The following is a 25,547-nucleotide window of genomic DNA, read 5'->3' as shown; positions in this document are numbered from 1 at the left end:
AGCGTGGCGGCGGGGCGGGGGCAGGTGGAGGCGCGGGTGGCGGCGCTGGCGGAGCTGAAGGCATTTTGGGTGGCGTACCGGGAGGCGCTGCGGCGGTGGCGGGAGGGGGAGCGGGATGTGGTGTTCCCGGCGGGGACGTATTGGATGGCGGTGTTCCACGGGGTGAGGGTGGAGCCTGGGTAGGTAGGGACGGTTGGAGAGCGTGGCGCGGCGTCGGGGCATCGCGCATCTCCCGCTCGGCCCGACCCAGCGGGCGCGGGATGTCGCCCATCAGGTCGCCGAGCTGGCGCATCAGCTCGCCCAGATTGCGCCGCAGGTCCTCCTGGCGCTGGGCGTCGGCCATGTTCTCGCTCTGGTTCCGGCCCTGGGGCCGCTGTCCCTGTCCCTGCATGCCGTCCTGCTGGCGGCCCTGTTGGGAGCGCTCGAAGCTACGGTCCAGCAGCTCCTGCTGCTCGCGCATCATGTTTTCCAGGTTCTCCATCATGCGCGAGGCGTTTTCCATGTCCTGGTTCATCTGTCCGGCATAGGGATTGGCCGTCAGGTTCTCCAGCATGTCGCGCAGGCGAGACAGCAGTTCGCGGGCCGCATCGCGGGCGCCGGAGCGGGCCAGCTCGCGCGCCTGGTCGATCAGGTCCTGCAGGTCCTGGCGGTCGAGAAGCTGCGCATCCGGCGGGATCTGCTGTTCGTTCGGCTGCTCGCCGCGGGCCATCTGCTCGCGCATCTGTTCGGCCAGCTCGTCGAGGAAATTGTTGAGGGCGGTCTGCAGCTCGTCGATCAGCCGCTGGATCTCGGCATCGTCGGCATCGCGGGCCAGCGCGTCCATCAGCGCCTGCTGGGCTTCGCGCAGTTCGCGCTCGGCCAGGGCCAGCTCGCCCTCTTCGATGCGCAGCGCCGTGTCCCAGAGCAACTGCTGAACCTCTTTACGCGCCTTGTCGGAGGGGTCGTAGATCAGCCGCCGCTCGGCGGAGCGGATGGCCAGCGCCACCACGAGATCGTGGAAGAAGTGTTCGGGATGGTCATAGAGGCGGCTGAGGCTCTGCACCACCGGCAGCCGCGCCTTGGGCTTCACCGTGAGCTGCTTGCGCAGCTCCACCAGGGCCCGGGCCACCGGATGGTTGAATATCCGCTCCGGCATCACGGTGCGCAATGCCTCGCTGCGGCCCTCCTGCTCCAGGTGGTCCCAGGCGATCAACTGGATCTCCACCGCCAGGCCGGCCCAGGGGTGCGGCGTGAGATCGCGATAGGTCGTCGCCTCGCTGATCTTCGGCGCTGCGCCGGGGATCACTAGGTCGATCTCCAAGGGCGCTTCCTCGGGCTGGTCGATGCGCTTGATCACCGCCTTGGCGGTGACCACCCCGTAGTCGTCTTCGGTCTGGTAGGTCAGCCGCAGGGCGGAGCGATCGGTGCGGCCGGGCGGCGCATTGAAGGCGATGGTCGGCGGATTGTCGGGGATCAGGTCCAGCGGCCATTCGGCCAGCACCCGGCCGCCCTGGCGCACGCCCAGGCTGGCGCCCTCGGTGAGCTGCCGCTCCAGACGATAGGCGTCATGGGCAAAGGGGTCGAAGGGCACCAGGCGCTCGTCGATCTCCAGCTCCGGCGCCTGTCCGCCGCCCTGCACCTGGGCCAGCAGGATGCTGCCGTGGGGCACCTTCAGGCGTTCCTTGGGTTCGACGGCCGCATCGAGATAGAGCGGCGCCAGCCCGGTATAGGTGGGCGGATTGATCCAGGCATCCAGGCTGGGCGGCAGCTCGGGTTCGCCCTGGAACTGCGGCAGCATGGCGTTGGCCAGGCGCCCGGAGACGTTGCCGTCGGAACTGGCGAAGGACACCAGGACCAGCAGCAGCACCAGTCCGCGCAATGCCCAGGGGTCGATGCCGGCCAGGCCGGGCCGTGGCCAGCGCACCTTCAGGCCCACCAGATTGCGGACGGCGCGGTACTGATGGGTGCGCCAGAGGGACCGCGATTCCGGGTCCTGCTGGCCGGTCAGCATGCGGTCGTCCAGCGCCGTCAGTGGCCGATGGGTGAGATCGCTGTCGCGTTCCAGCCGGCGCTTTCCGGCGTGTTCGTCGGGCAGGGCAATGGACCGCAGCGCGTGCCACAGACACGCAAGCGCCGCGCCTCCGAAGGCGACGAGCACCGCGAGATGGAACCAGGCCGGCAGAGCGGGCAGCACGTCGAACAAGGCCAGCGCCAGAAAGATCCCGCCGACACCCAGCAGCGGCCAGAGGGCGGGCCAGACGCTCTCCCAGGCCAGAGCCCCGCGCGCCAGGGTCAGAAGCAGTCCAAGACGGCGCAAAGACCGGTTTACGCGGCGGCTGTCGCCCAGGTGGCGCGGCGGCTCCGATGGGGCTTTCTGCGGGCGTCTCGAAGTCATGCCTGCTCCTCTGCTTCCGTCTCCCCCGACCGCACTCCGATAGTGGCCCGCCCCTCCGGGCCGTTTACGCTCCCCGTATGCGCCTCAGGCCACCCCGCGGGCGCGGACTCGGGCACCCGGCTGCCGGTCCGCTGAAGCCCCGTCTTCCAGCCAGTCCGGCAGGCGATCCTGGCCAATCATTGTGTCATAGTCCATGCGCGCACGCACTACCGCAAAACGCTCGCCGCGCACCAGCACCTCGGGCGGCAGGGGCCGGGAATTGTAGGTGGAGGCCATCACGAAGCTGTAGGCCCCGGCGGAGCTGAACACCAGAAGATCGCCCTCGGCCAGCGGCGGCAAGGGGCGCTGCTTGGCAAAGGTATCGGTGGATTCGCAGACCGGCCCCACCACGTCCACCGGCCGCAGCGGTGTGTCGGGGGCCGGGGAGCGCACCGGCAGAATCTCGTGCCAGGCGTCGTAGAGCGAGGGTCGGATCAGGTCGTTCATCGCCGCATCGACGATGACGAAGCGCCGCTCGCTGTTGTCCTTGACGTAGAGCACCCGGGTCACCAGCAGGCCGGCATTGCCGACCAGCAGGCGGCCGGGCTCGAAGACCAGCTCGGCATCCAGGCCGGCGACCAGTCCACGCACCATCTGCGCGTAGTCCCGCACCCGCGCCGCTGCCTCGTCGATCTGCTGCTGCAGGTGGTGCTTGTAGCTGATGCCGATGCCGCCGCCCAGATCGAGGCGCCGCAGCGGAACGCCGGCGCCGCGCAGTTCGAGATAGAGGTCGATCAGGCGCTGGAAGGCGGTGCGATAGGGCGCCACGTCGGTGAGTTGCGAGCCGATGTGCACGGCCAGGCCGTCGAAGCGGATGCCCGGCAGGCTGCGGTTCCGCAGCAGGAAGTCGCGGGCCTCCCTCGCGTCGATGCCGAACTTGCTGTCGGCGCGCCCGGTGGTGATCTGGTCCAGGGTGCCGGCATCGACATCGGGATTGATGCGCAGGGCCACCGGTGCCGTGGTGCCGCGTTGCTGGGCGACCTGCGACAGCAGCTTCAGCTCCGAAAGCGATTCGACGTTGAACTGCAGGATGCCGGCATCCAGGGCCGTGGCCAACTCCGAGCCCTTCTTGCCGACCCCGGCGAAGACGATGCGCTCGGCGGGAACGCCGGCGGCCAGGGCGCGGCGCAACTCGCCCTCGGAGACCACGTCGGCCCCGGCGCCCAGGTCGGCGAAGGTCTTGATGACGGCCTGATTGGAGTTGGCCTTCAAGGCATAGCAGATGGTGGCCGGCAGGCCGGAGAGGGCCGCGGCGAAGGTCTGGTAGCTCTCCTCCAGGGCGTCGGCGGAATAGCAGTAGAAGGGCGTGTCGACCGCCTCGGCCAACCGCTCGATGGCGACGCCGGAGACCTGCAGCCGCCCGTCGCGGTAGGGAAAGAACTGGCTCATCGATACTCGCTTCCCGGGGTTCTCACTACGATCCCGTGGCCGGCCATGATGGAGGCTTCGCCGGTCAGTAGCTCTTCACCGTGGTGCGCGGGTCGGTGAAGATCGAGGTCGGCCCGCGGTAGTCCTGCGGGTCTTGGCCTTCCGGCGGCGGGCCGACGGTGCCCGGGGCCGGATAGGGCTGCGGATAGGTGTAGGCGCTTTCCTCGCCTTCGGGCGGTTTGGGCCGGCCCTTCTTGCCACAGGCGCCCAGGGCGGCCAAGAGGGCCGCCGCCACGGCGCCGGTCACGAACACGCGCCTTCCAGGGATCGCGGTCATAAGAAACGCTCCTTTGCTGCGGCAATCGCCGCGCGGACCTGGGCCGGTGCCGTGCCGCCCTCGCTGTTGCGGCTGGCCACGGCCTTCTCGACGGTGAGGACCTCGAAGACCTCTTCGGTGATGCCGGCCTCCACCTCTTGCATCGCCGCCAGCGGCAGGTCTTCCAGCGCGCAGTCGCGCGCTTCGGCCAGACGCACGATGCTGCCGGTCACATGGTGGGCCTGACGGAACGGCAGCCCCAGCTTGCGCACCAGCCAGTCCGCCAGGTCGGTGGCGGTGATGAAACCCTGATCGGTGGCTTGGCGCAGGGCCTCGCGTTCGGCCTTCATGTCCCGCACCATGCCGGTCATGGCGGTGACGCAGAGCTGCAAGGTGTCGGCCGCGTCGAACAGTGGCTCCTTGTCTTCCTGCATGTCCTTGCCATAGGACAGCGGCAGCCCCTTCATGACGATCAACAGGCCGTTGAGGGCGGCCACCACCCGTCCGGCCTTACCGCGCACCAGTTCGGCGGCATCCGGGTTGTGCTTCTGCGGCATGATCGACGAGCCGGTGCTGAAGGCGTCCGACAACTGCACGAAGCGGAAGCCCGCGGAGCACCAGAGCACCAGTTCCTCGGCGAAGCGCGAGAGGTGGGTCGCGAGGATCGCCCCGGCGGCGAGGAACTCCAGCAGGTAGTCGCGGTCGGAGACCGCGTCGATGGAGTTGGCCATGGGCCGGTCGAAGCCAAGCGCCTTGGCGGTCGCTGCCCGGTCGATGGGAAAGGAAGTACCGGCCAGGGCCGCCGCCCCCAGGGGCGACTCGTTCATGCGCTTGCGGCAGTCGCGCAGGCGCCCGCGGTCGCGGCCCAACATCTCGACATAGGCCAGGAGGTGATGGCCGAAGGTGACCGGCTGGGCAGCCTGCAGGTGGGTATAGCCGGGCATGATGGTCTCGGCCTCCGCCTCGGCCTGGGCGATCAGTGCCGCTTGCAGCTCGCGCAGCGCGTCTTCCAGCCGGTCGACGGCCTCGCGGGTCCACAGCCGCACGTCCAGCGCAACCTGGTCGTTGCGCGAGCGCGCGGTGTGCAGGCGCCCCGCGGCGTCGCCGATCAGCTCGCGCAGCCGCGCCTCCACGTTCATGTGGATGTCTTCCAGGCTGGCCTTGAAAGTGAAGCGGCCGCTTTCGATCTCTGACAAGATCGTGTCTAGACCCGAGAGAATGGCCGCGCCATCTTCCGGGGAGATGATCGCCTGGTCCACCAGCATGGCGCAGTGCGCCCGCGACCCGGCGATATCCTGTGCATAGAGGCGTTGATCGAAGGAGATGGAAGCATTGATCTGTTCCATCACATCGGCGGGGCCGGCGGCGAAGCGTCCGCCCCACATGCTGTTGGCGTCCCGGTCGCCGGCGCGCGCGGCATCGGCCGCCGCCGCGGGCGTCTGCGGCGGTGCTGCGGCTGCGGTTTCGCCGCTGCGTAGCTTCTGTGTGTCAGCGCTCATCTGCCTTTAGGAGGCCTCGGTAAGCATGGTCAGATCCAACGGGGTTCCGGTCGCCGGCATGACGCGCCTCACAGCCAGGACAAGGCGTTTCATGCGCAGGGCCCTCGCGGCCGCGGTGCTCGCCGTGCTTGCCATTGCCTTCGCAATCTACCCGGACTTGGTAAGAGCATCCGACGAAGCGCCGTCGGCCCTGAAGGGCCCCTTCGCCGAGAACCTTACCTTCTCGGACCCGCCGGTGCCAGCGCCGAGCGTGGCCTTCGAAACCCTGCAGGGCGCGCCGGTCAGCCTGCAGGAGTTCAAGGGCGAACTGGTCCTGGTGAATTTCTGGGCCACCTGGTGCGCGCCCTGCATCCGCGAGATGCCGGGCCTGGAGCGGCTCCATCAGGCCTTCAAGGACGAGGGCTTCCTGGTCATGGCGGTGTCCCAAGACCGTGGCGGCGCGGCCAAGGTGGTGCCCTTCCTGGAGCGGCTCGGCCTCGACGAACTGCCGGTCTTCCTGGACCGCAAGGGGGCCCTGGCCCGTGCCTTCGCGCTGCGCGGCCTGCCGGCGACCTTCCTCATCGGCCGCGACGGCGCCGTGGTGGCGGGCATGACCGGCCCGGCGGAATGGGATTCGCCGGAGGCCATGGCCCTGATCCGGCACTACTTGGGGCCGCAAGAGGCCGGAACTGATACCTCAGGTTGAGATTCCTGAGAATTTTCCCAGATTGCACGGAAAGCTTGTGGCTGGTGCCATCCCCGGCCAAGATGGCCGTTGCCCGGAGAGATGCCGTCGCCGACCAAGGCCGCGACCGCCAGGAGGTGCCCCGTGCCCAGTTCTGCCCAGCGCGCTTCGAACCCAGGTTTCTTCCAGAGTGGACACAGAGCTTCCGACGGACTGCGCCGCCTCTGGCGCCGGCGTGTCCGCCGCAGCGGCGGTTTGGGGCTCGGCGTGCTGGCGGTTCTGCTGCTGGCCTCGGTCACCGTTCTGGCGCAGGAGCGTCTGGTCTTCGACGTGCTGCGCGACGGCGAGGCCGTCGGTGAGCAGAGCATCGAGTTCGAGCGCGAGGACGAGGGGCTGAAGGTGTCCGTGGAGACGGCCCTGGCGGTGAAGCGGGCCTTTTTCACGGTATTCCGCTACGAGCACAAGCGGGTCGAGCGCTGGCGCGACGGGCAGCTCGTCTCGCTGGCCGGCATGACCAATGACGACGGCGAGGAGATGGAGCTCTCCATCGTCCTAAAGGACAAGGCCTACACCCGCACCTTCAACGGTGAGGACGAGCAGCTCAACGGCTCGCTCGGCATCGCCAGCCTCTGGTCCAAGCAGATCCTTTCCGGCGGCAAGCTGCTCTCGGCGGAAAGCGACGCGGTCTACCGGGTGCGCGCCGATCTTCTGGGGCGGGAGACGATCCGCGTCGGCGGCGGCGATATCCTCGCCGATCACTACCGGCTGAGCGGACAGCTCTCACGCGACCTCTGGTACGACGACCAGGGCCGGTTGGCCCAGGTGCGCTACGAGCACGACGGCTACGTCTTCGAATTCCTGCGCCGCTGAGCGGTCAATGCGAGATTTCGCTCTTGGAGCCTGACCTGAAGCGAGTTGTTTAATTTCAATCGCTTGCCAAGGTCGTGCCTACTCAGGTCGTCACCCTCGGGCTTGTCCCGAGGGTCCATGGAAAGAGCGAGACTCGGACCGCGATGGATTGCCGGAACAAGTCCGGCAATGACGGATGGGAGGAACGGGCAGAAACCAAGGCGACGTGAGTCGAAGACGCTCTATCGCGTGGGGACGGGTTCGTCGCCGGAGTAGTCGTAGAAGCCGCGGCCGGCCTTCTTGCCCAGCCATCCCGCTTCGACGTATTTCACCAGCAGGGGGCAGGGCCGGTACTTGCTGTCGGCGAGGCCGTCGTAGAGCACGTGCATCACCGAGAGGCAGGTGTCGAGGCCGATGAAGTCGGCCAGCTCCAGCGGGCCCATGGGGTGGTTGGCCCCAAGCTTCATGGCGGTGTCGATGGACTTCACCGAGCCGACGCCCTCGTAAAGGGTGTAGACCGCCTCGTTGATCATCGGCAGCAGGATGCGGTTGACGATGAAGGCGGGGAAGTCCTCCGCCGGCGCCGTGGTCTTGCCCAGCCGCTCGGCCAGGGTGCGTATCGTCTCGAAGGTCGCCTCGTCGGTGGCGATGCCGCGGATCAGCTCGACGAGCTGCATCAGCGGCACCGGGTTCATGAAGTGCATGCCCATGAAGCGCGCCGGCCGGTCGGTGACCGAGGCGAGGCGGGTGATCGAGATCGAGGAGGTGTTGGAGCAGATGATGGCCTGGGGCTTGATCAGCGGGCAGAGCGCCTTGAAGATCTCGCGCTTGACCTCTTCGTTTTCGCTGGCCGCTTCGATCACCACATCGCAGTCGCCGAAGATCTCCAGGCCGCCGCCCGGGGCGATCCGCGCCAGGGCCGCGTCCTTCTCGGCTTCGGCGATTTTCCCGCGCTTGACCTGGCGGTCCATGTTGGCGGCGATCACCTCCAGCGCGGCCTTGGCCTGCTCCTCGGAGATGTCCGAGAGCCTGACGTCATAGCCTGCCAGGGCACTGACGTGGGCGATGCCCGAGCCCATCTGGCCGGCGCCGATAACGCCGACCATCTTCACATCCAAGGGGCCTTCGGCGGCCGGGTCTTGATCTGCCATCAGTTCCAACTTACCCCATCCTCATTCCTGGGTGGCCGGGTTTTTGCGATCGGGCCGGCTCCCTGCCGGCCCTGCGGTGTCAGGCGTCGAGTTCCTTCTCCAGCTCCGGCACCGCCTGGAAGAGATCGGCCACCAGGCCGTAGTCGGCGACCTGAAAGATCGGCGCTTCCTCGTCCTTGTTGATGGCGACGATGACCTTGGAATCCTTCATGCCGGCGAGATGCTGGATGGCGCCGGAAATGCCGATGGCCATGTAGAGATCGGGTGCCACCACCTTGCCGGTCTGGCCGACCTGATAGTCGTTGGGCACGAAACCGGCGTCGACCGCCGCGCGGGAGGCACCCACCGCCGCGCCCAGCTTGTCGGCCACGCGCTCCAGCATGGCGAAGTTGTCGCCGGACTGCATGCCGCGGCCGCCGGAGATGACGATGCCGGCGGTGGTCAGTTCCGGGCGCTCCGACTTGGTGAGTTCCTGGCCCTTGAAGCTGGAGAGGCCGGCATCGCCGGTGCCCTCGACGCTCTCCACCGCGGCCGAGCCGCCTTCCTCCGCCGCGGCGTCGAAGGTGGTGGCGCGGATGGTCAGCACCTTGGTCGCATCGCCGGACTTCACGGTGGCCAGGGCGTTGCCGGCGTAGATCGGCCGCACGAAAGTGTCCTCGCTCTCGATGGCGGCGATGTCGGAGACCTGCTGCACGTCGAGCAGCGCCGCCACCCGGGGCATGATGTTCTTGCCGGAGGTGGTGGCGGCGGCGATGACATGGCTGTAGCCCTCGGCCAGCTTGGCGACCAGGGGTGCGACGTTCTCCGCCAGGCGATGGCCGTAGGCCGGGTCGTCGGCGCTCAGCACCTTGTCGACCCCGGCGATCTTGGCGGCGGCCTCGGCGGCGGCGCCGCAGTCCGCGCCGGCGACCAGGACGTGGGTTTCGCCCGGCAGCTGGCCGGCGGCGGTCACCGCATTCAGGGTGGCCGGCTTGATCTCGGTGTTGTCGTGTTCGGCGACGATCAGCGTGGACATCAGATCACCTTCGCTTCATTGCGCAGCTTCTCGACCAGTTCCGCGACCGAGGCGACTTTCACGCCGGCCTGGCGGGCCGGCGGCTCGGTCACCTTGACCACGGTCAGGCGCGGGCTGACGTCGACGCCCAGGTCGGCGGGCGACATGCTGTCGATGGGCTTCTTCTTGGCCTTCATGATGTTGGGCAGCGAGGCATAGCGCGGTTCGTTGAGGCGCAGGTCGGTGGTGACCACCGCCGGCAGCTTCAGGTCCAGCATCTCCAGCCCGCCGTCCACCTCCCGCGTGATGGCGAAGCCGCCGTCGGCCTTCTCCACCTTGGAGATGAAGGTGCCCTGCGGCCAGCCCAGCAGCGCGGCCAGCATCTGGCCGGTCTGGTTGTTGTCGTTGTCGACCGCCTGCTTGCCGAGGATCACCAGCTCCGGGCCTTCCTTTTCGACGACGGCCTTCAGCAGCTTGGCCACGGCCAGCGGCTCCGGGTCGGCCTCGCACTGAATCAGGATGCCGCGGTCGGCGCCCATGGCGAGGCCCGTGCGCAGGGTTTCCTGCGCCTGCTGCAGGCCGGCCGAGACCACGATGACCTCGCTGGCCGTGCCCGCCTCTTTCAGGCGGACGGCTTCCTCCACGGCGATTTCGCAGAAGGGGTTCATGGCCATCTTGACGTTGGCCGTTTCCACCCCGCTCTGGTCCGCCTTCACGCGGACCTTCACATTGGCGTCGATGACGCGCTTAATCGGAACGAGAACTTTCATCGCAGACCTGCGACCCACCCCTCAGTTGGAAATTGTCAACGAGCCCGCCGCCGGGATTGCGCTTTGCTGCCTGCAAGGCCCGGGCGCCGGAGGAACGAACGTGTAGACCCTTATCTCGCGGTCGCACAATAGGAGTCCGGCTGGGGAGTGTCAACGCCGCGAAACGCAGGGTTTGTGGGGGGATTCTCGGGTGGATTCCGGTGAAAATCGGGTTTGCGTTCCGGCGGGCTGGCGCCGCGGCCAAACAACCTCTTCTAGCGATTCGCGCCGGGCACCCAGAGCACGTCCGCGGCGCCCTTGTCGTTCACATGGCGGCTCATCACGAAGAACAGGTCGGAGAGCCTGTTGATGTAGCGGATGGCCTCCGGGTTGATGGCCTCGGCTTCGGCCAGGGCGGTGATCTCCCGCTCGGCGCGCCGGGACACGGTGCGCGCCAGATGCAGGTAGGCCGCCGCGGCGCTGCCGCCGGGCAGCACGAAGGAGTTGAGCGGCGCCAGATCGGCGTTCAGCCGGTCGATCTCGCCCTCCAGGCGTTCCACCTGCGATGCTGTGATGCGCAGCGGCGGGTACTCCGGGTTCTCAACCTCCGGGGTCGCCAGGTCGGCCCCCAGATCGAAGAGGTCGTTCTGCACCCGCCCGAGGATTTCGTCGACGGACCCGTCCGGCAGCCCGGCGGTGTGGAGCCGTGCCAGCCCCACGGCGGCATTGGCTTCGTCGACGGTGCCGTAGGCCGCCACCCGCGGGTGATGCTTCACCACCCGCTGGCCGGAGCCCAGCGCCGTCTTCCCCTTGTCGCCGCCCTTGGTGTAGATGCGGGTGAGCTTGACCATGCCGCCGGTCCCCGTCCGTTCGGTGTCTTTGTGGTGTCCTGCTCTTGGGCTTCAGTCTCTGGCGCTTCAGTCCTGGGTGCCGACCAGAACGGCGAGGGCGAAGATGGCCAGGGCGACGCCCTGGGCGATGACCCGGGCGCGCATCAGCTTGTTGCCGTACTTGGCGTTGAACTCGCCGCCGCGGGCCATGCCCACGATCCCCATGGCGAGGACGCCAAGGGTGACCAGCATGGCGATGAGCAGGAGGATGAAAAATGTCGTCTTCATCCGCAGACCATAGTCCCCGCACCCGGGTGGGCACCAGCGAAAACCCGCCTGCGTCAGTTTGTCGCGAAGGCGCGGGCCGGCGCCCTCCGGGCGCCTTGGCGTTTTCGACTTGCGTCGAATCGGTTCCGGCCCGCTCCCCCGCCCGGCCACCCAATGCGATTATCCTGAATGGGTGGCCGGGCGGGGGAGCGGGCCGGTGCCGTCAAAACAAAACCGCGCTACCGCCGCGCCAGGGCCAGTCCCACGCCGGTGCCGATCAGCAGCGTGCCGGTGATGCCGTGGCGCACCTTGTTGGCCCGGGCCGAGGCAAAGAGCCCGCGCGCGCGGCTGGCGAGGATCGCATAGAGCCCGTCCAGGGTGGTGGCGATGATCACGAAGGCAATCGACATGGCCAGCAGCTGCGGGCCCACCGCTAGGGCGGGGTCGATGAACTGCGGGAAAAAGGCCGCGTAAAAGAAGATGGTCTTGGGGTTGGTGATGGCCACCAGAACCCCCTGGCCGAAGACGCCCTTGCTGGACTTCATGGGCGCGGCCTCGCTCTCCGCCCCGGCGGCCAGGGCCGCGCGCCACTGCTTGATGCCGAGGTAGACCAGATAGGCGACGCCGGCCCAGCGCAGCACCTCGAAGAGGTCGGCGGCCAGCGCCAGCAGGGTGGTGAGGCCGAGCGCCCCGGCGGCCACCAGCAGCGCGTTGCCGCTGCTCGCCCCGGCCACGGTCGCCAGCCCCACCCGCTGCCCGTAGGCCAGGGAATTGGCGATCACCAGGGTGACGATGGGCCCCGGCATCAGGATCAGCACGGCGGTGGCGAAAAGATAGGCGGCGAACAGCTCCGGATTGACGGCAAACATGGGATTTGGGTCCTTGATCTCGCGCGGCTGTGCGGCACAGCAAAGACAGGAAGCTTGACGGTTGTACAGCCCTAAGTGCGAAGCGACCGTGACACCACGGTTGGATTGATTTCACCTTACGGACCTGCGATTGAAATCGGCGGCAATCGTCCGGTCCGGCGTCCGGACCGGCCTCCGGACCGGCGTCCGGACAGGGGTGTGGAGCTCAGGATGGCGAGTACGAAAATCTGCGCGGATACGCGCCTGGCCACCTACGGAACCCTCGCGCCGGGGCGGGTCAATCACCACCAGCTTGCGGCGCTGGAGGGGATCTGGCGCCTGGGCACGGTGCAGGGCCGGTTGGTCGAGGCCGGCTGGGGCGCGGAGCTCGGCTATCCCGGCCTGATCCTCGACCTGGCGGGCGAGGCCATCGAGGTGCATGTCTTCGAGTCGCCGGCGCTGCCCGGCCATTGGCCACGCCTCGATGCCTTCGAAGGCAGCGGCTACCGCCGGGTGGTCACCCAGGTGACGACCGCCGACGGTGCCCTGGAGGCCTGGATCTACGTCATCGACGCCTGAGGCGGATCGGCGGCCGCCGATCCGCCGTCTCGGTCAGCGTGGTCGCCGCCGTCAGGACCGCGAGCCGCAATAACGGTTCTACTGGCGGGGCGTGAAATCGCTTATGGTGGCGCATGCGCTGATCATCTTCCGGGAAGGGTCCGCTATGCCGCTGATTGACATCCATGTGCTCGAAGGGGTCTTCACCGACGAGGAGAAGGCGAGGCTCATCGCGGAGACCGCCAAAGCATTCGGGACCGTTGCCGGCAAGACGATGCAGGACAACACGTCGGTCCGGATCCACGAAGTCAAAAGCGGGCATTGGGGCGGTGCTGACGCGGTCTGGACCACAGAGCGCGCCTTGGCGCTGAAGTCGGGCGGTTAAGACCTGGAACGGGCGCCTATGCCTGCTCTTGCAGCCGCGCGCCGCGCGCCTGGGATCAACGCGTTTGGGCCTGCCCGCGGAACAGCCAGATGCGGCTCGATTGGTTCCTCTTGAAGGTGCTGTTGACGACGGCGAGCGCTGAAGTTCCATTGACGGCGAGCTTCCGCATCAGCAAGCCCTGCTGACTGCCGTTGACGCCGAGGGCCGGATCGCCGCTGCCCGGAATGACCGAGGGCGGCGCGAAGGACTGCCCGCCATCGCGCGAGGACGTAAACCCGAGTCCGCGGGGATAGGTCGCGCGGCTGGGGAAGAGCTCCCAGATGACATAGAGGTTGTCCGCGCCGTCCAAACTCAGGGCCGGGAAACTCACGCTCTCGAAGCGCTGCGTCTGCGGGCCTGAAATCTCCCGCGGCGTCTCGAAGCTGCGCGCGCCGTCCCTCGAGCGGGTGTAGACTATGTGGTATCCGCCAAAGGGACCGCTCGGGCTCTCGGCGTAGACGAGATGGAGAGTTCCCTCGCTGTCGACAGCTATTTTTGGTGCGTCGGAATGTCCGTCGCTGTCGAAGACGACCCGCGGCGCGTCGAACGACTTCCCGTGATCGCCTGACTTGGCCAGGTGAATGTCGCCGGCCTTGTCTTCTCCCACGGTCCAGGCGAGATAGACAGTACCCCCGGCGGCAACGGCCAGGGAGGGACCGCGCGCGGGCTTCGCATTCTGCCCACCGGCGATGCGCAACGGCTCGGAGAAGCTCCTGCCACCGTCCGTGGACCGGCTGAACCACAGGGTTCCTTCGTATTCGCTCCAGGCGGCGTAGAGATCGCCCCGGGGTCCCTGGACGAGGTCCAGGCTCCCGTTGTGCCAATGGCGTCGGGTAAGGCGTCCCTTGCCGTCACCGGCGATGCTGTTCGAGAGATTGACCGGATCGTCGAAGGTCTTTCCGCCGTCGCTCGAGCGCGCGAAGAGGATCTCGCCGCCATGCGAGCCCCCGGAAAAGACGATCTCCTGCCAGAGGAGATAGACATGGTTGGTGTCGCCGGAGGCGATGACCATCCGTGGAAGCCAGGAGAAAATCTCTGGGCTTCGGGAGACATTGACCGGCGCCTCGAAGCGCGCCCTGCCGTCGGGCTCGTAAATCTGGAAGAAAATGTCCTGCCGGGATTGATCGGCCCAGGCGACCCCGACGAGGCCCCGCGCGTCGATGGCCACGGTGGGATCGTCGATGTAACGGAATTCCGAGCGGTTCATGCGCCAGGGGCCCCGGTACCCGCCCCCGGACGCGACCTCGATTGTCTCCTCCCAGGTCACGTGCGCCGGCACGGCTTGCCCGAACGCGGAGGCCGAAGTCAGAGCGACCGCGATCAGCGCAGCCGCCAGCAGCACGAGCGACCTGCGGCCTAGACAAGCGCCTGTACGAACGATGGTGACCGACATGGTCCAGACACCTCCACACAGCCCGCGACGACGGCTTTGGCCCTCTTGGAGAGGCGCGAGGCGCGCTTTCCGGGTGAAAAAGTCCAAACCAAAGACGGCCGGCGATCAAGGGGAATTTGGATGTCTCTGCATACGCTGCCGCGCATGCGACCGGTCGAGCCCATCATGGCCAGCGTCTTCCTCTGTTCTCGCTGCAGATCGTCCGTCAACCCGTGGCGGAGCGGCGCGCCTCGCACCTGGATATGTAAGCGAGATGGGACCTCGATCGCCGTGCGTTACGTTAAGCGGTGAAACCTGTCCTCTGGCTGCGGTTCACGCAACGAGATATGTTGCAATAGCCCATCGCGTTAACTTCGTTGTCGATTGAGCTAAGCTGTCTGGATAATCGCAAACAACGTAGAGGTGATTTTCAATGAACGAGAAAGAATTAGTAGATTTCCTGTTGGCGACGGCAACGACCTATGCTGCCAGTACGATTAGTATCTTTAATCTCTTTCTGACGGTTGCGTTTGGATCGTTAGCCTTTTCAGCGGCGTTATCTTTGAGATCAATAGGAAAGTCATACAAGATTTGGAGGTTTCGCTTCAGCTCTTCTTCATTACTGATAGCGTTGGCATTGCTGGCATTTTATGTGATCGATTTCATCGCGTTTCTCTCTGTCGGCGAAGAATTGAAGATTGTTCTAAATGAACTAGATCAACAAATAGAATCCTGGAGTTTCAAGAACTCCAATACCAAAAAGCTGTTCGATCCGGCTCCGTCAGGTATTGGTGATCTGAAATTGTCGGCCATTGGTTTTTTGATCGGGAGCACAGCCTCACTAGTAGGATTCTTGTGGTTTGCGAACGCCGACCGAAGTGCGAATAATCGGGGCTGAAAGCGGATGCATAAGCGCGGCCTGCCGCCCACTATCTCAATCTCGGCCTTTGATATGGGTTTCGGGTAGGAGTTGGCTGCTAGCGGTCTCCAGGGCTTTGCGGAGAACTTATCTGTTGTCGGCGCGACCTCGGCCCGGCGCCTACGTGACGATCTGACGGCCCCGGTCGTGAGCGCGAGACCCGGCGCCACTGCGGCCACGCTGAGGGGCGGTTGAGGGCCCAGATTCAGACCGCTGCTCAGGCCCAGTCGATGTCTTTCAGGATGTTGCGGAGCCGCGCCCGCACCGAAGCGGCCTCGTCCTCCTGGGCCGCCGCCAATAGCGCGGCGGCGTCCTTGCGGTACGCGGGGTGCTGCGTCGCCAGGACGGCCAGGGCGTTGTAGGACCAGGCCCGAACGAACTTGTTAGGGCCCTGGAGGAAGCCTTCGCCCTTGACCAGCCTCCATAAGGCCGGGGCCCGGTCTTCGGGAATGACAAGCCCCGGCAACATCTGCAGCAGGTGAAGCTTGGCTTCCCAAGGGCCGACAGAGCCGAACAGGCCGAGGAGTCCCGCGGTCTCCTCTTCGGAATAGACATAGCCCTGTTCCTGAAAGCGCTTCAGCAGCCAGGTCGCCGCCGCCGGCAGCCTGGCCTCGTCCTTCTCGGCCAATGCGCAAAGCTCGCTGATGAGCGCCGGCTCCGGCGCACGTTTCGCCGCCAGCGCTTCGAGCACGTCGGTCTGCTTGCCGTCGAAGGCGGCGAGGTCCGAGAGCAGGTCCATGGCGCCGACAATACCCCGGGCCTTGGCTGAAGACAGCCCGGCGCTCAACCCATAACAACGCTCAGCCGAGATTGATCGAGACGCCGCCGTCCACCAGCAGGGCGGTGCCGGTGATGAAGCTGGCCGCCTCGGAGGCGAGGTGCAGCACCGGCCGCGCGATCTCCTCCGGTTCGGCGATGCGTTTCAGGGCGTGCAGGTTTTCGACGAAGGCCCGCGCCTCCGGATCATCGGTCGGGGCCATGTCGGTGGCGGTGCCGCCGGGCAGGATCGCGTTCACCCGGATGCCCCTGGGGCCAAGTTCGGCGGCCAGCGCCTTGGTGAAGCCGATCAGCCCCGCCTTGCTGGCGGCATAGGCGGCCATGCCCGGCAGGCCGGCGGCGGTATGGCCGACGAAGCTGGAGGTGAAGAGGAGGGAACCGCCGCCCCGCGCCAGCATGGCCGGCACCTGATATTTGGCGCCCAGGAAGGCGCTGGTGAGGTTGGTGTCGATGGTTGCATGCCAGTCGCCAAGACGCATTTCGGGAACCGGCCACATGGCGCCCATGATGCCGGCGTTGTTGAAGGCGATGTCGAGGCCGCCGAAACGCTCCACCGCGGTCTCGACCAGCGCCGCGGCCAGGGCCTCGTCCTTGACGTCGCCCGCCAGGGCGACGGCGGTGCGGCCCGCCTCGGCGATCTCCACGACCAGCCGGTCGAGTTCGGCCTGACGGCGGGCGGCCGCGACAACTGCGGCGCCCTCGGCCGCAAAGAGCTTCGCGGTGGCCCGTCCGATCCCGGAACTGGCGCCGGTGACGATCGCCACTTTGCCGGCGAGTGTGTTCATGTTGGGGGTCCTTCAATCCGTTGCACCTGCAGCCGGTTGGTCGGCCGCGGCGGCACAGATGGCAGATCGGGCCCGCCCGTTCTCTCCGGAACTTGCGCGGGCGTTCGTTATCAGGCGTCCGTTTGATAAGGATCGGTCCGAGACGCCCGGCGCGATCAAGACGGCGCGGTCCGAGATGCCGGTGACGGCATGCGGAGCGACCAGCGGGCTGGATCGGTCAAGCCGTCACGGGAGATACCCCTTAGGATGTAACCCTATTAAGTGCTCAACACCCCTCGCCAATCCCCCTATGATTGTATCAATCATTTCTGTTATCTGAACATTGATGTCGGGTGCCGCTACCCGCGGATCGCGCGCGTAGGGCCCCGGGGAAGGCATCTGCGATGGAGGGGTCGGGATTTCCAAGTTTTAGCGGCCAGCCGCTCAGCGTTCAGTCGCTGACGTTGCTCGGCGACGGTGCCCACACTGTCGATCTCCTCGGTTACCAGCCCTATGTCGACGCGTTGGTCGAGGTGCTCGCGCAGCAGGATCTGCAGACGCCTTTCGCGGTTGGCGTCTTCGGCCGCTGGGGAACCGGCAAGAGCACCTTCATGAACCTGCTTCGTGAGCCCTTGAGCATCGAAGAACGGGCAAAGAAGGGCGAGACGGGCGGGTTCCACTGCGTTGTCTTCCATCCCTGGCAATTCGAAGAAAAGGAAGAAGTCTGGAAGGCCTTGCTGCTCTCTGTGATCCGCTACCTCGAGGCGGTGGAGGCGCGGCGCACGACCCGTGGCGAGGACGAGGCCAGAAAGATCAAGGAGACGCTCCGCACACTTGCGCTGAGCGTCGGCAGGCTGGCCCTGAACAAGACCATTCATTCGATGACGTCGGGAGTGTTGACCTTCGACCAGATGATCGAGGCCTATTCCAAGACAGCCCGGGAAAATGCCAATTTCATCAACACCTTTCGAAAGCAGTTCGGCGAGTTGAAGAAGCAGATTCTTGCGGGCGGGGAGGGCGACATTGCACGTCTCTTCGTGTTTGTCGACGATCTCGACCGTTGCACGCCGGACAACTGCATCATGGTGCTCGAGGCGATCAAGCTGTTCTTCGACCTGCAGGAATGCGTATTCATTCTGGGCATCGACCGCGAGGTCGTGCAGCGCGGCATCGAACAGAAGTACAAGGACAGCATCGGCATTCATGGCCAGGACTATCTCGACAAGCTGATTCAGCTTCCCTTCTCGCTACCGCCGATCCAGCCCAAGACCTTCAAGCGCTTCGTCGAGACCATGACGCGGGACTTCGACTTCAGCGAAGAGATTCGACAGCTGATCGTGCGCGCCGCGGACGGCAATCCGCGTCTTGCAAAGCGCCTCAGCAACTGCTTGCAACTGACCCGGACGGTCGCTCGGCGGCTTGCGGCGGGAACGGAGACGGACGAGGCACTCGTAGGCGGCCAGTTCGACGATGCGAAGTTCGCGCTACTGTTGACACTGCAGGTGCGCTATCCCGTCGCCTACCTCTGGCTGACGCGCAACCCGCTTACCCGCAGCGAACTGGTGGAAGGCTGGGAATCGGCCAGTGGAGGCGCCGGCTACCGGAGCCGCCTGGAAACTTTCCTGAAGGACGCCTGGGGCGACAGCATCGCCGGACAGAACGCCGATGGGTTCTACGAGCTGTGGCGTCACGCAGAAAGCAAGGAGATCGGCGTCGGCCCCTTCAAGGACCACGCGGAGTTGGAAGCCTACATGCGCATCACCGGCGTCGTCGAAGAGGGCCGGGCATGGGATCAGGTGAAGGGGCGCCAGTTCACGGCAGACGAATTCCACGATCACGCCTACGAGACGCCGGAACCTCCGGTGGAGCCTGAACCGATCGTCAAGCCGGACGAAAATGGGCATGACAAGCCCGGGCGTGATTTCGACACGGAAGCCGAGGCGCACCGCAGCTTGGAGCTGTTGGACCGCGCCAAGGCAATCCTCGGCCGCTGGAACCGCTTTGAAAGCTGGGGCGTTGTTCGCGCACCGCTGGTACTGCCGCGGATCGTTTGGAGGGTCGAGCGTCTGCTCGACGATGCGGAGCGGATGAGTGCTGACATACGCGAGCGCATCCGTGACATGGACGCTCGGAAAGTTGACGGCCTGACGGGCCGGGCTTCCGAACTCGACGGCCTGTACCGCGATCTGCGCCGCGTGGAACCGCGCCGAGCCTACGGGCACGTGCGGGGCATCGCCGCTGCATTTATGTTCGTTTGCCCTTTGTCTATGGCGGTCATCGGTTACGGCCTGGAGCTGCTTCTGGGCACGCTATTGCCCCTGATCGCACCGAATCCTGAATTCTATCTCAATCTCCACGCAAGGCTCTTCGACGGCAGCTTCTTTTCGCCTGCCGACGCTGGTCTCGCGCCCATGGACGCGGCGCTGCGTAATCTCGGTGACGTTCCCTGGGCCTTTCCCGGTGGACCGATGTTCTGCCTTGTTTTTGTCGGCTACATGTTCTTGTCGTTGGTGGTGTGGAACCGGACGCGCCGCCGGCTCGCCCGACTGGAACAGGCGGCGCCGCCTTCCCCTTGAACGAGGGGTGACGCGGGCGGGCGTTCCTGCGTCCCTTAGGTGAACGTCAGGCCCACGCCGCCGAGCGCCATGGCGATCACCACGGCCCAGGAGGGCACCTTCCAGACCACGAGCAAGACGAAGCCGGCGAGCGCCAGGGCGAAGTCGGCGGGGGTCAGCACTGTGCCGGTCCAGATCGGGTCGTAGAGTGCCGCGCCCAGGATGCCGACCACGGCGGCGTTGGTGCCGCGCAGGGCCGCCTGGGCGGCGGGCCGGGCGCGCAGGGCGTCCCAGAACGGCAGCACGCCGAGCAGCAGCAGGAAGCCTGGCAGGAAGACCGCCACCAGGGCGATGGCCGCGGTGACGAGGCCGCCGGGCAGCGGCGCCATCGCCGCGCCTAGGTAGGCGGCGAAGGTGAAGAGCGGGCCGGGCACCGCTTGCGCTGCGCCATAGCCGGCGAGGAAAGCGCCCTCGCTCACCCAGCCCGACGGCACCACTTCGGCCTGCAGCAGCGGCAGGACGACGTGGCCGCCACCGAACACCAGGGCGCCGGCGCGGTAGAAGCCGTCGAAGACCGCCAGCCCGGATGCGTTTGCCGCGAGCACCAGCAGCGGCAGGCCGAACAGCAGCAGGAAGAAGGCCGCGAGACAGAGGAGCCCTATGCGCTTGCCCACGGAGAAGACGAGGAGTCGCGTGGTGCCGTCCGCGCTGTCCCTACAGAGCAACAGCCCGGCGAGGCCGCCGAGGACGATAGCCCCGACCTGCCCCGGGGCGCCGCCGGCGAAGACCACCACCGCCACGGCGGCGAGCGCGATGGTGGCGCGCCGGCGGTCCGGGCAGAGGCTGCGGGCCATGCCCCAGAGCGCCTGGGCGACCACGGCGACGGCCACCAGCTTTAGGCCCTGCAGCAGCCCCGCGGCGGTGGGCCCCGTGAGGCTCGCCGCGCCGTAGGCGAAGAGGATCAGCAGCAGGGCGGAAGGCAGGGTGAAGGCGGTCCAGGCGGCAGCGGCTCCCAACGGCCCGGCGCGCATCAGCCCGAGGGCGAAGCCCACCTGGCTGCTGGCGGGCCCCGGCAGGAACTGGCAGAGCGCCACCAGGTCGGCATAACCCTGGTCGTCGAGCCACCTGCGGCGCACCACGAAGGCCTCGCGGAAGTAACCGAGGTGGGCGATGGGCCCGCCGAACGACGTGAGTCCCAGCTTCAGAAAGGCGCCGAAGACCTCGCCCGCCGAGCCGCGCTGCACGGCGGGCGTCTCAGTCCTGTCGGGCAGAGAGGAATCCGGCGGTGCGGTCATGCGAGCGGGTCCCGGCAATGCAAAGGGCCCGCACTATCTCCGATCCCTTGTGACGCTGTCGACCGTGTGCGCGTCAGTTCCGTCCCGACAGCAGCCCCCGGGCGATGACCTGGGCCTGGATCTCGGCGGCGCCTTCGAAGATGTTGAGGATGCGGGCGTCGCAGAGCACGCGGGAGATCTTGTATTCCTCGGCATAGCCGTTGCCGCCGTGCACCTGCAGGGCGTTGTCGGCATTGGCCCAGGCGACCCGGGCGGCCAGGAGCTTGGCCATGCCAGCCTCGATGTCGCAGCGCCGCTCGGAGTCCTTCTCGCGGGCGGCGTCGTAGGTGAGCTGGCGGGCGACCATGGTCTCCACCGCCATCCAGGCGAGCTTGCCGGCGACCCGCGGGAAGGCGAGGATCGCCTTGCCGAACTGCTTGCGCTCCTGCGCGTAGTCGAGGCCCAGTTCCAGGGCCGACTGCGCCACGCCGACGGCGCGGGCCGCGGTCTGGATGCGCGCCGATTCGAAGGTCGCCATGAGCTGCTTGAAGCCCTGGCCCTCGACCCCGCCCAGAAGATTCTCGGCCTTCACCGCGAAGCCGTCGAAGGCGAGCTCGTACTCCTTCATGCCGCGGTAGCCCAGCACCTTGATCTCGCCGCCGGTCATGCCCTCGGCGGGGAAGGGATCGGCCTCCGTGCCGCGCGGCTTTTCGGCGAGGAACATGGAGAGCGCGCGGTAGCCCGCTTCGTCGGGGTCGGTGCGCGCCAGCAGGGTCATCAGGTCGGTGCGCGCGGCATGGGTGATCCAGGTCTTGTTGCCGGTGATCCGGTAAGCGTCGCCGTCACGCTCCGCGCGGGTGCGCAGGGCGCCGAGGTCGGAGCCGGTGTTGGGCTCGGTGAAGACCGCCGTCGGCAGGATTTCGCCGGAGGCCAGCAGCGGCAGCCATTTCTCCTGCTGCGCCGGGGTGCCACCGAGGCGGATCAGTTCGGCGGCGATCTCCGAACGGGTGCCCAGCGAGCCCAGGCCGATGTAGCCGCGCGACAGCTCCTCCGTCACCACGCACATGGCGAGCTTGCCGAGGCCGGCACCGCCGAAGTCCTCTGGCACCGTCAGCCCGAAGACGCCGAGTTCCGCAAGCTGCTGCACCACCTCCAGCGGGATGAGATCGTCCTTGCGGTGCCAGTCGTGGGCGGCCTCGCTGTGGTCCTCGGCCACCTTGCGGAACTGGTCGCGGATCATCTCCAGGGTGTCATCGGCCAGCCCCGCCTCGCCGAAGCGGCCCTCGGCCAAATGGCCGGCGATGGCCTGGCGCACGGCAGCCGTGTTGCCGCGCTCGGTCAGCGCCTGCACCGCCGGGGTGTAGAGCGCGTGGATGTCGTCGTCGCTCATGCCCAGGTCGGCCGGGCGCAGCACCTCCACCTGGCTGAGCGCGATGCCACCCCAGAGCTGGTTCAGGTATTCGCCGTAGGCAGCCTGCAGCATCAGTTGCTCCAGCTCGCCCAACTGACCGGCATCCTCGAGCCGGTTCGCCCAGCCCAGCATCTCCCGCAGCGCCGCCACGTAGGTGGCCAGCCAGGCATAGCCGTGGGCGGCGAACTGCTCCTGTTCCAGGAGGGCCGCGTCCACCTTGCCGCCGGGGGCGACCAGGCTGGCCACCGCCCGCCGCGCCGCCTCGGCGAAGGTCTCGGCAGCCGCCAGCGCCTCGGCGCAGCGCGGCAGTAGCTCGGGGAGGGGGGTGGCGTTCCCGCTGTCCTGGCTGGCTTCGAGTGTGGCGAACTGGGTCATGGTGATATCGTCCTGTCAGGCATCTTGAAGATGAATTGGCCTTTCTCAGCGTCATATCCACAGAGGAGATAACGGTCGTTTTGTTCCTGATCGCCGAACTCGTCGGCGAAGCGCATGAGCTTGTCAAAGAGCTCGATGACGGCTGCGCGCGACGACGCAGCGAAGATCATCAGGCGCAACCTGGCACGCGCAAGCACCAGCTTCTGAAAATCGTCGATGATGTCCCCCTGGTTTCCCCATTCGATTTCCGCAACCAGTGGCACGGTCCGCAACTGCGCCCAAGTATCCCGACCGGCATAGTCAAGCCAGCAAAGGTCGAACAGCCATTCACCACCGTCGGCGACACTTGGGCTGGTTTCTGTCTCTGCGTCGGTCTTGCTGGCATAGACCCAGATACCGGCGCCGTTCTCATGCCGATTTTGCTTCTTTCCCAGCTTTGCGAGCCGCGTCAGTATCTGCCGCGTCCATGGACCATTGCGATAATCTGCCTTTTGACCGAAGTGCCCGGTAATCTGGTTCAAGGTGTTGCAGATTGCATGCGCGGTCTCATCAATCCAAGCGTCGCCGTAGCCTGCGGCCGTCATCAGGTCTCATCCGCCAGCGCGATGCATTCGATCTCCACCCGCGCGCCCAGCGCCAGACCCTTGACCTCGACACCGGAGCGGGCCGGCAGGTGATTGCCGAAGAACTCCCGGTAGACGTCGTTGAAGGGCTGGAAGTCTTTCATGTCGGCGAAGAACACGGTGCACTTGACGACCCGGTCCAGGGAGGAGCCGGCGGCCTCCACCGCGGCGCGCAGGTGCTCCAGCGCCTGCTGGGCCTCGGCCCTGAGGCCGCCCTCGACCAGTCTCATTTCGCCGGGAACATTGCCGATCTGGCCGGAGGTGAAGACAAGGTCCCCGGCGCGCAGCGCAGCGGAGAACGGCAGCTCCGCCGGCAGTGCATCGGTGCGGAAGGCCTCGAGCTTTGGCATGACATCGATCCTCCGGGTGCAGACTTCGCGATGGGCCCCCATAGGCAGAGGGCCCCCACATCAGCATGAGGGCATAGCCTTTCCTCACCCTCGAGGCGCTTGCGCGGGCAAGCCTTCCGATCTGCCTTTGCCGAAGCGAAGCCGCTTCGGCTTCGCGCGGGCCGTCGGGGGCGCCTCGGATGATCCTAGTCTTCCGCCGCCGCGTCTTCCAGGGTGCGCAGGCCCGGGCGCTTGGCCTGCACCAGGACCGCCATGTTGCCGGGGCGGTGCTGGTTGTTCATCATCTTGGTGTGGGCGCGGGGAATGTCGCGCCAGGAAAAGACCTCCGACATGCAGGGGTCGATGCGCCGCTCGACCACCAGGTTGTTGGCCTGGCTGGCCTGCTTCAGGTTGGCGAAGTGGCTGCCCTGGATGCGCTTCTGGCGCATCCACACGAAGCGCGCGTCGAAGGTGATGTTGTAGCCGGTGGTGCCGGCGCAGAACACCACCATGCCGCCGCGCTTGACCACGAAACAGCTCACCGGGAAGGTCGCCTCGCCCGGGTGTTCGAAAACGAAGTCGACATCGTTGCCCTTGCCGGTGATCTCCCAGATCGCCTTTCCGAAGGCGCGGCACTTGCGCATGTAGTCGCCGAAGCCCTCGCCGTTGACCGGCGGCAACTGGCCCCAGCAGTCGAAGTCCTTGCGGTTGATCACGCCCTTGGCGCCCAGCGACATGACGAAATCGCGCTTGTCCTCGTCGGAGATCACGCCGATGGCGTTGGCTCCGGCGGTGGCGATGAGCTGGATGGCCATGGAGCCGAGGCCGCCGGAGGCGCCCCAGACCAGCACGTTGTGGCCGGGCCTGAGGATATGCGGGCGGTGGCCGAAGAGCATGCGATAGGCGGTGGCGAGCGTCAGGGTGTAGCAGGCGCTCTCCTCCCAGGTCAGGTGGCGCGGGCGGGCCATGAGCTGGCGGTCCTGGACCCGGCAGAACTGGGCGAAGGAGCCGTCGGGCGTCTCGTAGCCCCAGATGCGCTGGGAGGTGGAGAACATCGGATCGCCGCCGTTGCACTCTTCGTCGTCGCCGTCATCCTGGTTGCAGTGCACCACGACTTCGTCGCCGACCTTCCAGCGCTTCACCTTGGACCCCACGGCGTAGACGATGCCGGAGGCATCCGAGCCGGCGATGTGATAGGGCGCCTTGTGGATGTCGAAGGGGGAGACCGGCACGCCGAGGCCGGCCCAGACGCCGTTGTAGTTGACCCCGGCGGCCATCACCATGACCAGCACGTCGTGGCTGTCGAGATCCGGCGTGTCGACCACCTCGACCTGCATGGCCTCTTCCGGCTCGCCGTGGCGCTCGCGGCGGATGAGCCAGGCATACATCTGCTTGGGAACGTGGCCGAGGGGCGGGATTTCGCCGACCTCGTAGAGATCTTTCACCGGACGCTGCGCTGCCTCTGCCTCGGTCCCCTTGACCGCGTTGTCGAGCACTTCGGCCATGCTCTGAACCCTCCTCTTTGCGGCGGCCGCGGGCGGCCGCATGATCCTCTGCCCACTCGGCGGTGGCGATCCTGGTCCCGGAGCCGCTCCGGGGCGCAGCCTTCGGCCATCTTTCAGGCTTGCCGTTAACGTCCCTTTAACCGCTCCGCCATTGGCTAGACTCATAGACTGCCATCGATGTTATTGCAACGCACAAGATGGCTAATTTTTACCCAAACGGCGGGGTTTTCGTAATCTTATGTCTATTTGGGCTTTTGAATAGGAAGATGATAACATAGATTTCGGCTCCAGCCTTGTTTTGGGTGCGGTGCAGCGATAGGCTGGGCGGCGAATTGAGAGAGGATCGCGCGGTGACGGATACGAGCGAAAAGACGGGTCAAAACGGCGCTCAGCAGGGGGATGCGAAGCAGCGCGAGCGCGACCGCCCCTGGCTGATCCGCACCTATGCCGGCCACTCCACGGCGGCGGCCTCCAACGCGCTCTACCGCAAAAATCTTGCGCGCGGGCAGACCGGGCTCTCGGTGGCCTTCGACCTGCCGACCCAGACCGGCTACGACTCCGACCATCCCCTGGCCCGCGGCGAGGTGGGCAAGGTGGGCGTGCCCATCAGCCATCTGGGCGACATGGAGCGGCTCTTCGCGGAAATCCCGCTGGAGCGCATGAACACCTCCATGACCATCAACGCCACCGCGCCCTGGCTGCTGGCGCTCTAC

Annotated in this window: 25 protein-coding genes; 7 read left to right on the top strand and 18 right to left on the bottom strand. The window is 66.6% G+C overall.

Annotated features, from left to right (window positions below; translation table 11 throughout):
* The 4 genes from Q0996_RS14645 to argH all read right to left on the bottom strand — a co-directional run.
* The coding region (locus Q0996_RS14645) for a TIGR02302 family protein (protein ID WP_299621076.1) at positions 1–2,374 on the bottom strand (2,374 nt) is incomplete at its 3' end.
* An 84-nt stretch (positions 2,375–2,458) separates the two neighbouring features.
* Complete coding sequence (lysA, locus tag Q0996_RS14640; protein ID WP_299621073.1) at positions 2,459–3,802, bottom strand: diaminopimelate decarboxylase; 1,344 nt, start codon at positions 3,800–3,802, stop codon at positions 2,459–2,461.
* A gap of 64 nt (positions 3,803–3,866) precedes the next feature.
* Positions 3,867–4,118 carry a hypothetical protein gene (locus Q0996_RS14635; RefSeq protein ID WP_299621070.1) on the bottom strand — a complete coding sequence of 84 codons (252 nt, stop codon included), beginning with the start codon at positions 4,116–4,118 and terminating at the stop codon, positions 3,867–3,869.
* On the bottom strand, positions 4,115–5,482 hold the full coding sequence (gene argH, locus Q0996_RS14630; RefSeq protein WP_299621079.1) for an argininosuccinate lyase: 1,368 nt from the start codon (positions 5,480–5,482) through the stop codon (positions 4,115–4,117). The genes Q0996_RS14635 and argH overlap by 4 nt, the downstream gene beginning before the upstream one ends.
* 205 nt (positions 5,483–5,687) lie before the next feature.
* Between argH and Q0996_RS14625 the strand changes: the two genes are divergently transcribed.
* Together Q0996_RS14625 and Q0996_RS14620 are read left to right on the top strand one after the other, a co-directional pair.
* Positions 5,688–6,281, top strand: coding sequence for a TlpA disulfide reductase family protein (locus Q0996_RS14625; RefSeq protein WP_299621067.1), 594 nt, complete (start codon positions 5,688–5,690; stop codon positions 6,279–6,281).
* A 123-nt stretch (positions 6,282–6,404) separates the two neighbouring features.
* Positions 6,405–7,130, top strand: a complete 726-nt coding sequence (locus tag Q0996_RS14620) for a DUF6134 family protein (RefSeq protein ID WP_299621064.1) — start codon at positions 6,405–6,407, stop codon at positions 7,128–7,130.
* 221 nt (positions 7,131–7,351) lie between these two features.
* Here Q0996_RS14620 and Q0996_RS14615 read toward each other — a convergent pair whose 3' ends face one another.
* The 6 genes from Q0996_RS14615 to Q0996_RS14590 all read right to left on the bottom strand — a co-directional run bounded on the left by Q0996_RS14615 (position 7,352) and on the right by Q0996_RS14590 (position 11,969).
* A complete protein-coding gene (locus tag Q0996_RS14615) occupies positions 7,352–8,260 on the bottom strand; it encodes a 3-hydroxybutyryl-CoA dehydrogenase (RefSeq protein WP_299621061.1) in 909 nt (302 codons plus the stop codon).
* A 79-nt stretch (positions 8,261–8,339) separates the two neighbouring features.
* Entirely contained in the window at positions 8,340–9,275 is a 936-nt protein-coding gene (locus tag Q0996_RS14610) for an FAD-binding protein (RefSeq protein ID WP_299621058.1), read from the bottom strand.
* A complete protein-coding gene (locus Q0996_RS14605; protein ID WP_299621055.1) occupies positions 9,275–10,024 on the bottom strand; it encodes an electron transfer flavoprotein subunit beta/FixA family protein in 750 nt (249 codons plus the stop codon). The genes Q0996_RS14610 and Q0996_RS14605 overlap by 1 nt, the downstream gene beginning before the upstream one ends.
* A gap of 254 nt (positions 10,025–10,278) precedes the next feature.
* Positions 10,279–10,854, bottom strand: a complete 576-nt coding sequence (locus Q0996_RS14600; RefSeq protein ID WP_299621053.1) for a cob(I)yrinic acid a,c-diamide adenosyltransferase — start codon at positions 10,852–10,854, stop codon at positions 10,279–10,281.
* 66 nt (positions 10,855–10,920) lie between these two features.
* Positions 10,921–11,121, bottom strand: a complete 201-nt coding sequence (locus tag Q0996_RS14595) for a twin transmembrane helix small protein (RefSeq protein ID WP_299621050.1) — start codon at positions 11,119–11,121, stop codon at positions 10,921–10,923.
* A gap of 218 nt (positions 11,122–11,339) precedes the next feature.
* Positions 11,340–11,969, bottom strand: a complete 630-nt coding sequence (locus Q0996_RS14590; protein WP_299621047.1) for a LysE family translocator — start codon at positions 11,967–11,969, stop codon at positions 11,340–11,342.
* 210 nt (positions 11,970–12,179) lie between these two features.
* Here Q0996_RS14590 and Q0996_RS14585 point away from each other — a divergent pair, with 210 nt between their 5' ends.
* Both Q0996_RS14585 and Q0996_RS14580 read left to right on the top strand, forming a co-directional pair.
* On the top strand, positions 12,180–12,527 hold the full coding sequence (locus Q0996_RS14585; RefSeq protein ID WP_299621044.1) for a gamma-glutamylcyclotransferase: 348 nt from the start codon (positions 12,180–12,182) through the stop codon (positions 12,525–12,527).
* A 103-nt stretch (positions 12,528–12,630) separates the two neighbouring features.
* On the top strand, positions 12,631–12,891 hold the full coding sequence (locus tag Q0996_RS14580; RefSeq protein WP_299621042.1) for a tautomerase family protein: 261 nt from the start codon (positions 12,631–12,633) through the stop codon (positions 12,889–12,891).
* 55 nt (positions 12,892–12,946) lie between these two features.
* Here Q0996_RS14580 and Q0996_RS14575 read toward each other — a convergent pair whose 3' ends face one another.
* Positions 12,947–14,323, bottom strand: a complete 1,377-nt coding sequence (locus Q0996_RS14575) for a sialidase family protein (protein WP_299621039.1) — start codon at positions 14,321–14,323, stop codon at positions 12,947–12,949.
* A 412-nt stretch (positions 14,324–14,735) separates the two neighbouring features.
* Here Q0996_RS14575 and Q0996_RS14570 point away from each other — a divergent pair, with 412 nt between their 5' ends.
* A complete protein-coding gene (locus Q0996_RS14570) occupies positions 14,736–15,200 on the top strand; it encodes a hypothetical protein (RefSeq protein WP_299621036.1) in 465 nt (154 codons plus the stop codon).
* 238 nt (positions 15,201–15,438) lie between these two features.
* Here the strand turns inward: Q0996_RS14570 and Q0996_RS14565 are convergent, their stop codons facing one another.
* Entirely contained in the window at positions 15,439–15,960 is a 522-nt protein-coding gene (locus Q0996_RS14565; protein WP_299621033.1) for a hypothetical protein, read from the bottom strand.
* A gap of 61 nt (positions 15,961–16,021) precedes the next feature.
* Positions 16,022–16,783 carry an SDR family oxidoreductase gene (locus Q0996_RS14560; protein WP_299621030.1) on the bottom strand — a complete coding sequence of 254 codons (762 nt, stop codon included), beginning with the start codon at positions 16,781–16,783 and terminating at the stop codon, positions 16,022–16,024.
* 383 nt (positions 16,784–17,166) lie between these two features.
* On the opposite strand from Q0996_RS14560, the gene Q0996_RS14555 reads away from it, so the two are divergent.
* Complete coding sequence (locus tag Q0996_RS14555) at positions 17,167–19,338, top strand: P-loop NTPase fold protein (RefSeq protein WP_299621028.1); 2,172 nt, start codon at positions 17,167–17,169, stop codon at positions 19,336–19,338.
* Between the two features lie 35 nt (positions 19,339–19,373).
* Here Q0996_RS14555 and chrA read toward each other — a convergent pair whose 3' ends face one another.
* The 5 genes from chrA to ccrA all read right to left on the bottom strand — a co-directional run bounded on the left by chrA (position 19,374) and on the right by ccrA (position 24,834).
* Entirely contained in the window at positions 19,374–20,612 is a 1,239-nt protein-coding gene (gene chrA, locus Q0996_RS14550) for a chromate efflux transporter (protein ID WP_299621026.1), read from the bottom strand.
* Positions 20,613–20,685: 73 nt separating this feature from the next.
* A complete protein-coding gene (locus tag Q0996_RS14545; protein ID WP_299621024.1) occupies positions 20,686–22,377 on the bottom strand; it encodes an acyl-CoA dehydrogenase family protein in 1,692 nt (563 codons plus the stop codon).
* Entirely contained in the window at positions 22,374–22,961 is a 588-nt protein-coding gene (locus Q0996_RS14540) for a hypothetical protein (RefSeq protein WP_299621022.1), read from the bottom strand. The genes Q0996_RS14545 and Q0996_RS14540 overlap by 4 nt, the downstream gene beginning before the upstream one ends.
* Positions 22,961–23,350, bottom strand: a complete 390-nt coding sequence (locus Q0996_RS14535) for a RidA family protein (protein WP_299621020.1) — start codon at positions 23,348–23,350, stop codon at positions 22,961–22,963. Before Q0996_RS14535 ends, Q0996_RS14540 begins: the two co-directional genes overlap by 1 nt.
* Before the next feature lie 185 nt (positions 23,351–23,535).
* Positions 23,536–24,834 carry a crotonyl-CoA carboxylase/reductase gene (ccrA, locus tag Q0996_RS14530; protein WP_299621018.1) on the bottom strand — a complete coding sequence of 433 codons (1,299 nt, stop codon included), beginning with the start codon at positions 24,832–24,834 and terminating at the stop codon, positions 23,536–23,538.
* Positions 24,835–25,184: 350 nt separating this feature from the next.
* On the opposite strand from ccrA, the gene Q0996_RS14525 reads away from it, so the two are divergent.
* On the top strand, positions 25,185–25,547 hold a 363-nt coding region (locus tag Q0996_RS14525), incomplete at its 3' end, for a methylmalonyl-CoA mutase family protein (protein ID WP_299621015.1).

The organism is Pelagibius sp. (assembly GCF_028289705.1).
In the GTDB taxonomy this organism is placed as follows: Bacteria; Pseudomonadota; Alphaproteobacteria; order Kiloniellales; family Kiloniellaceae; genus Pelagibius.
This window is presented reverse-complemented; position numbering and strand designations above follow the sequence as displayed.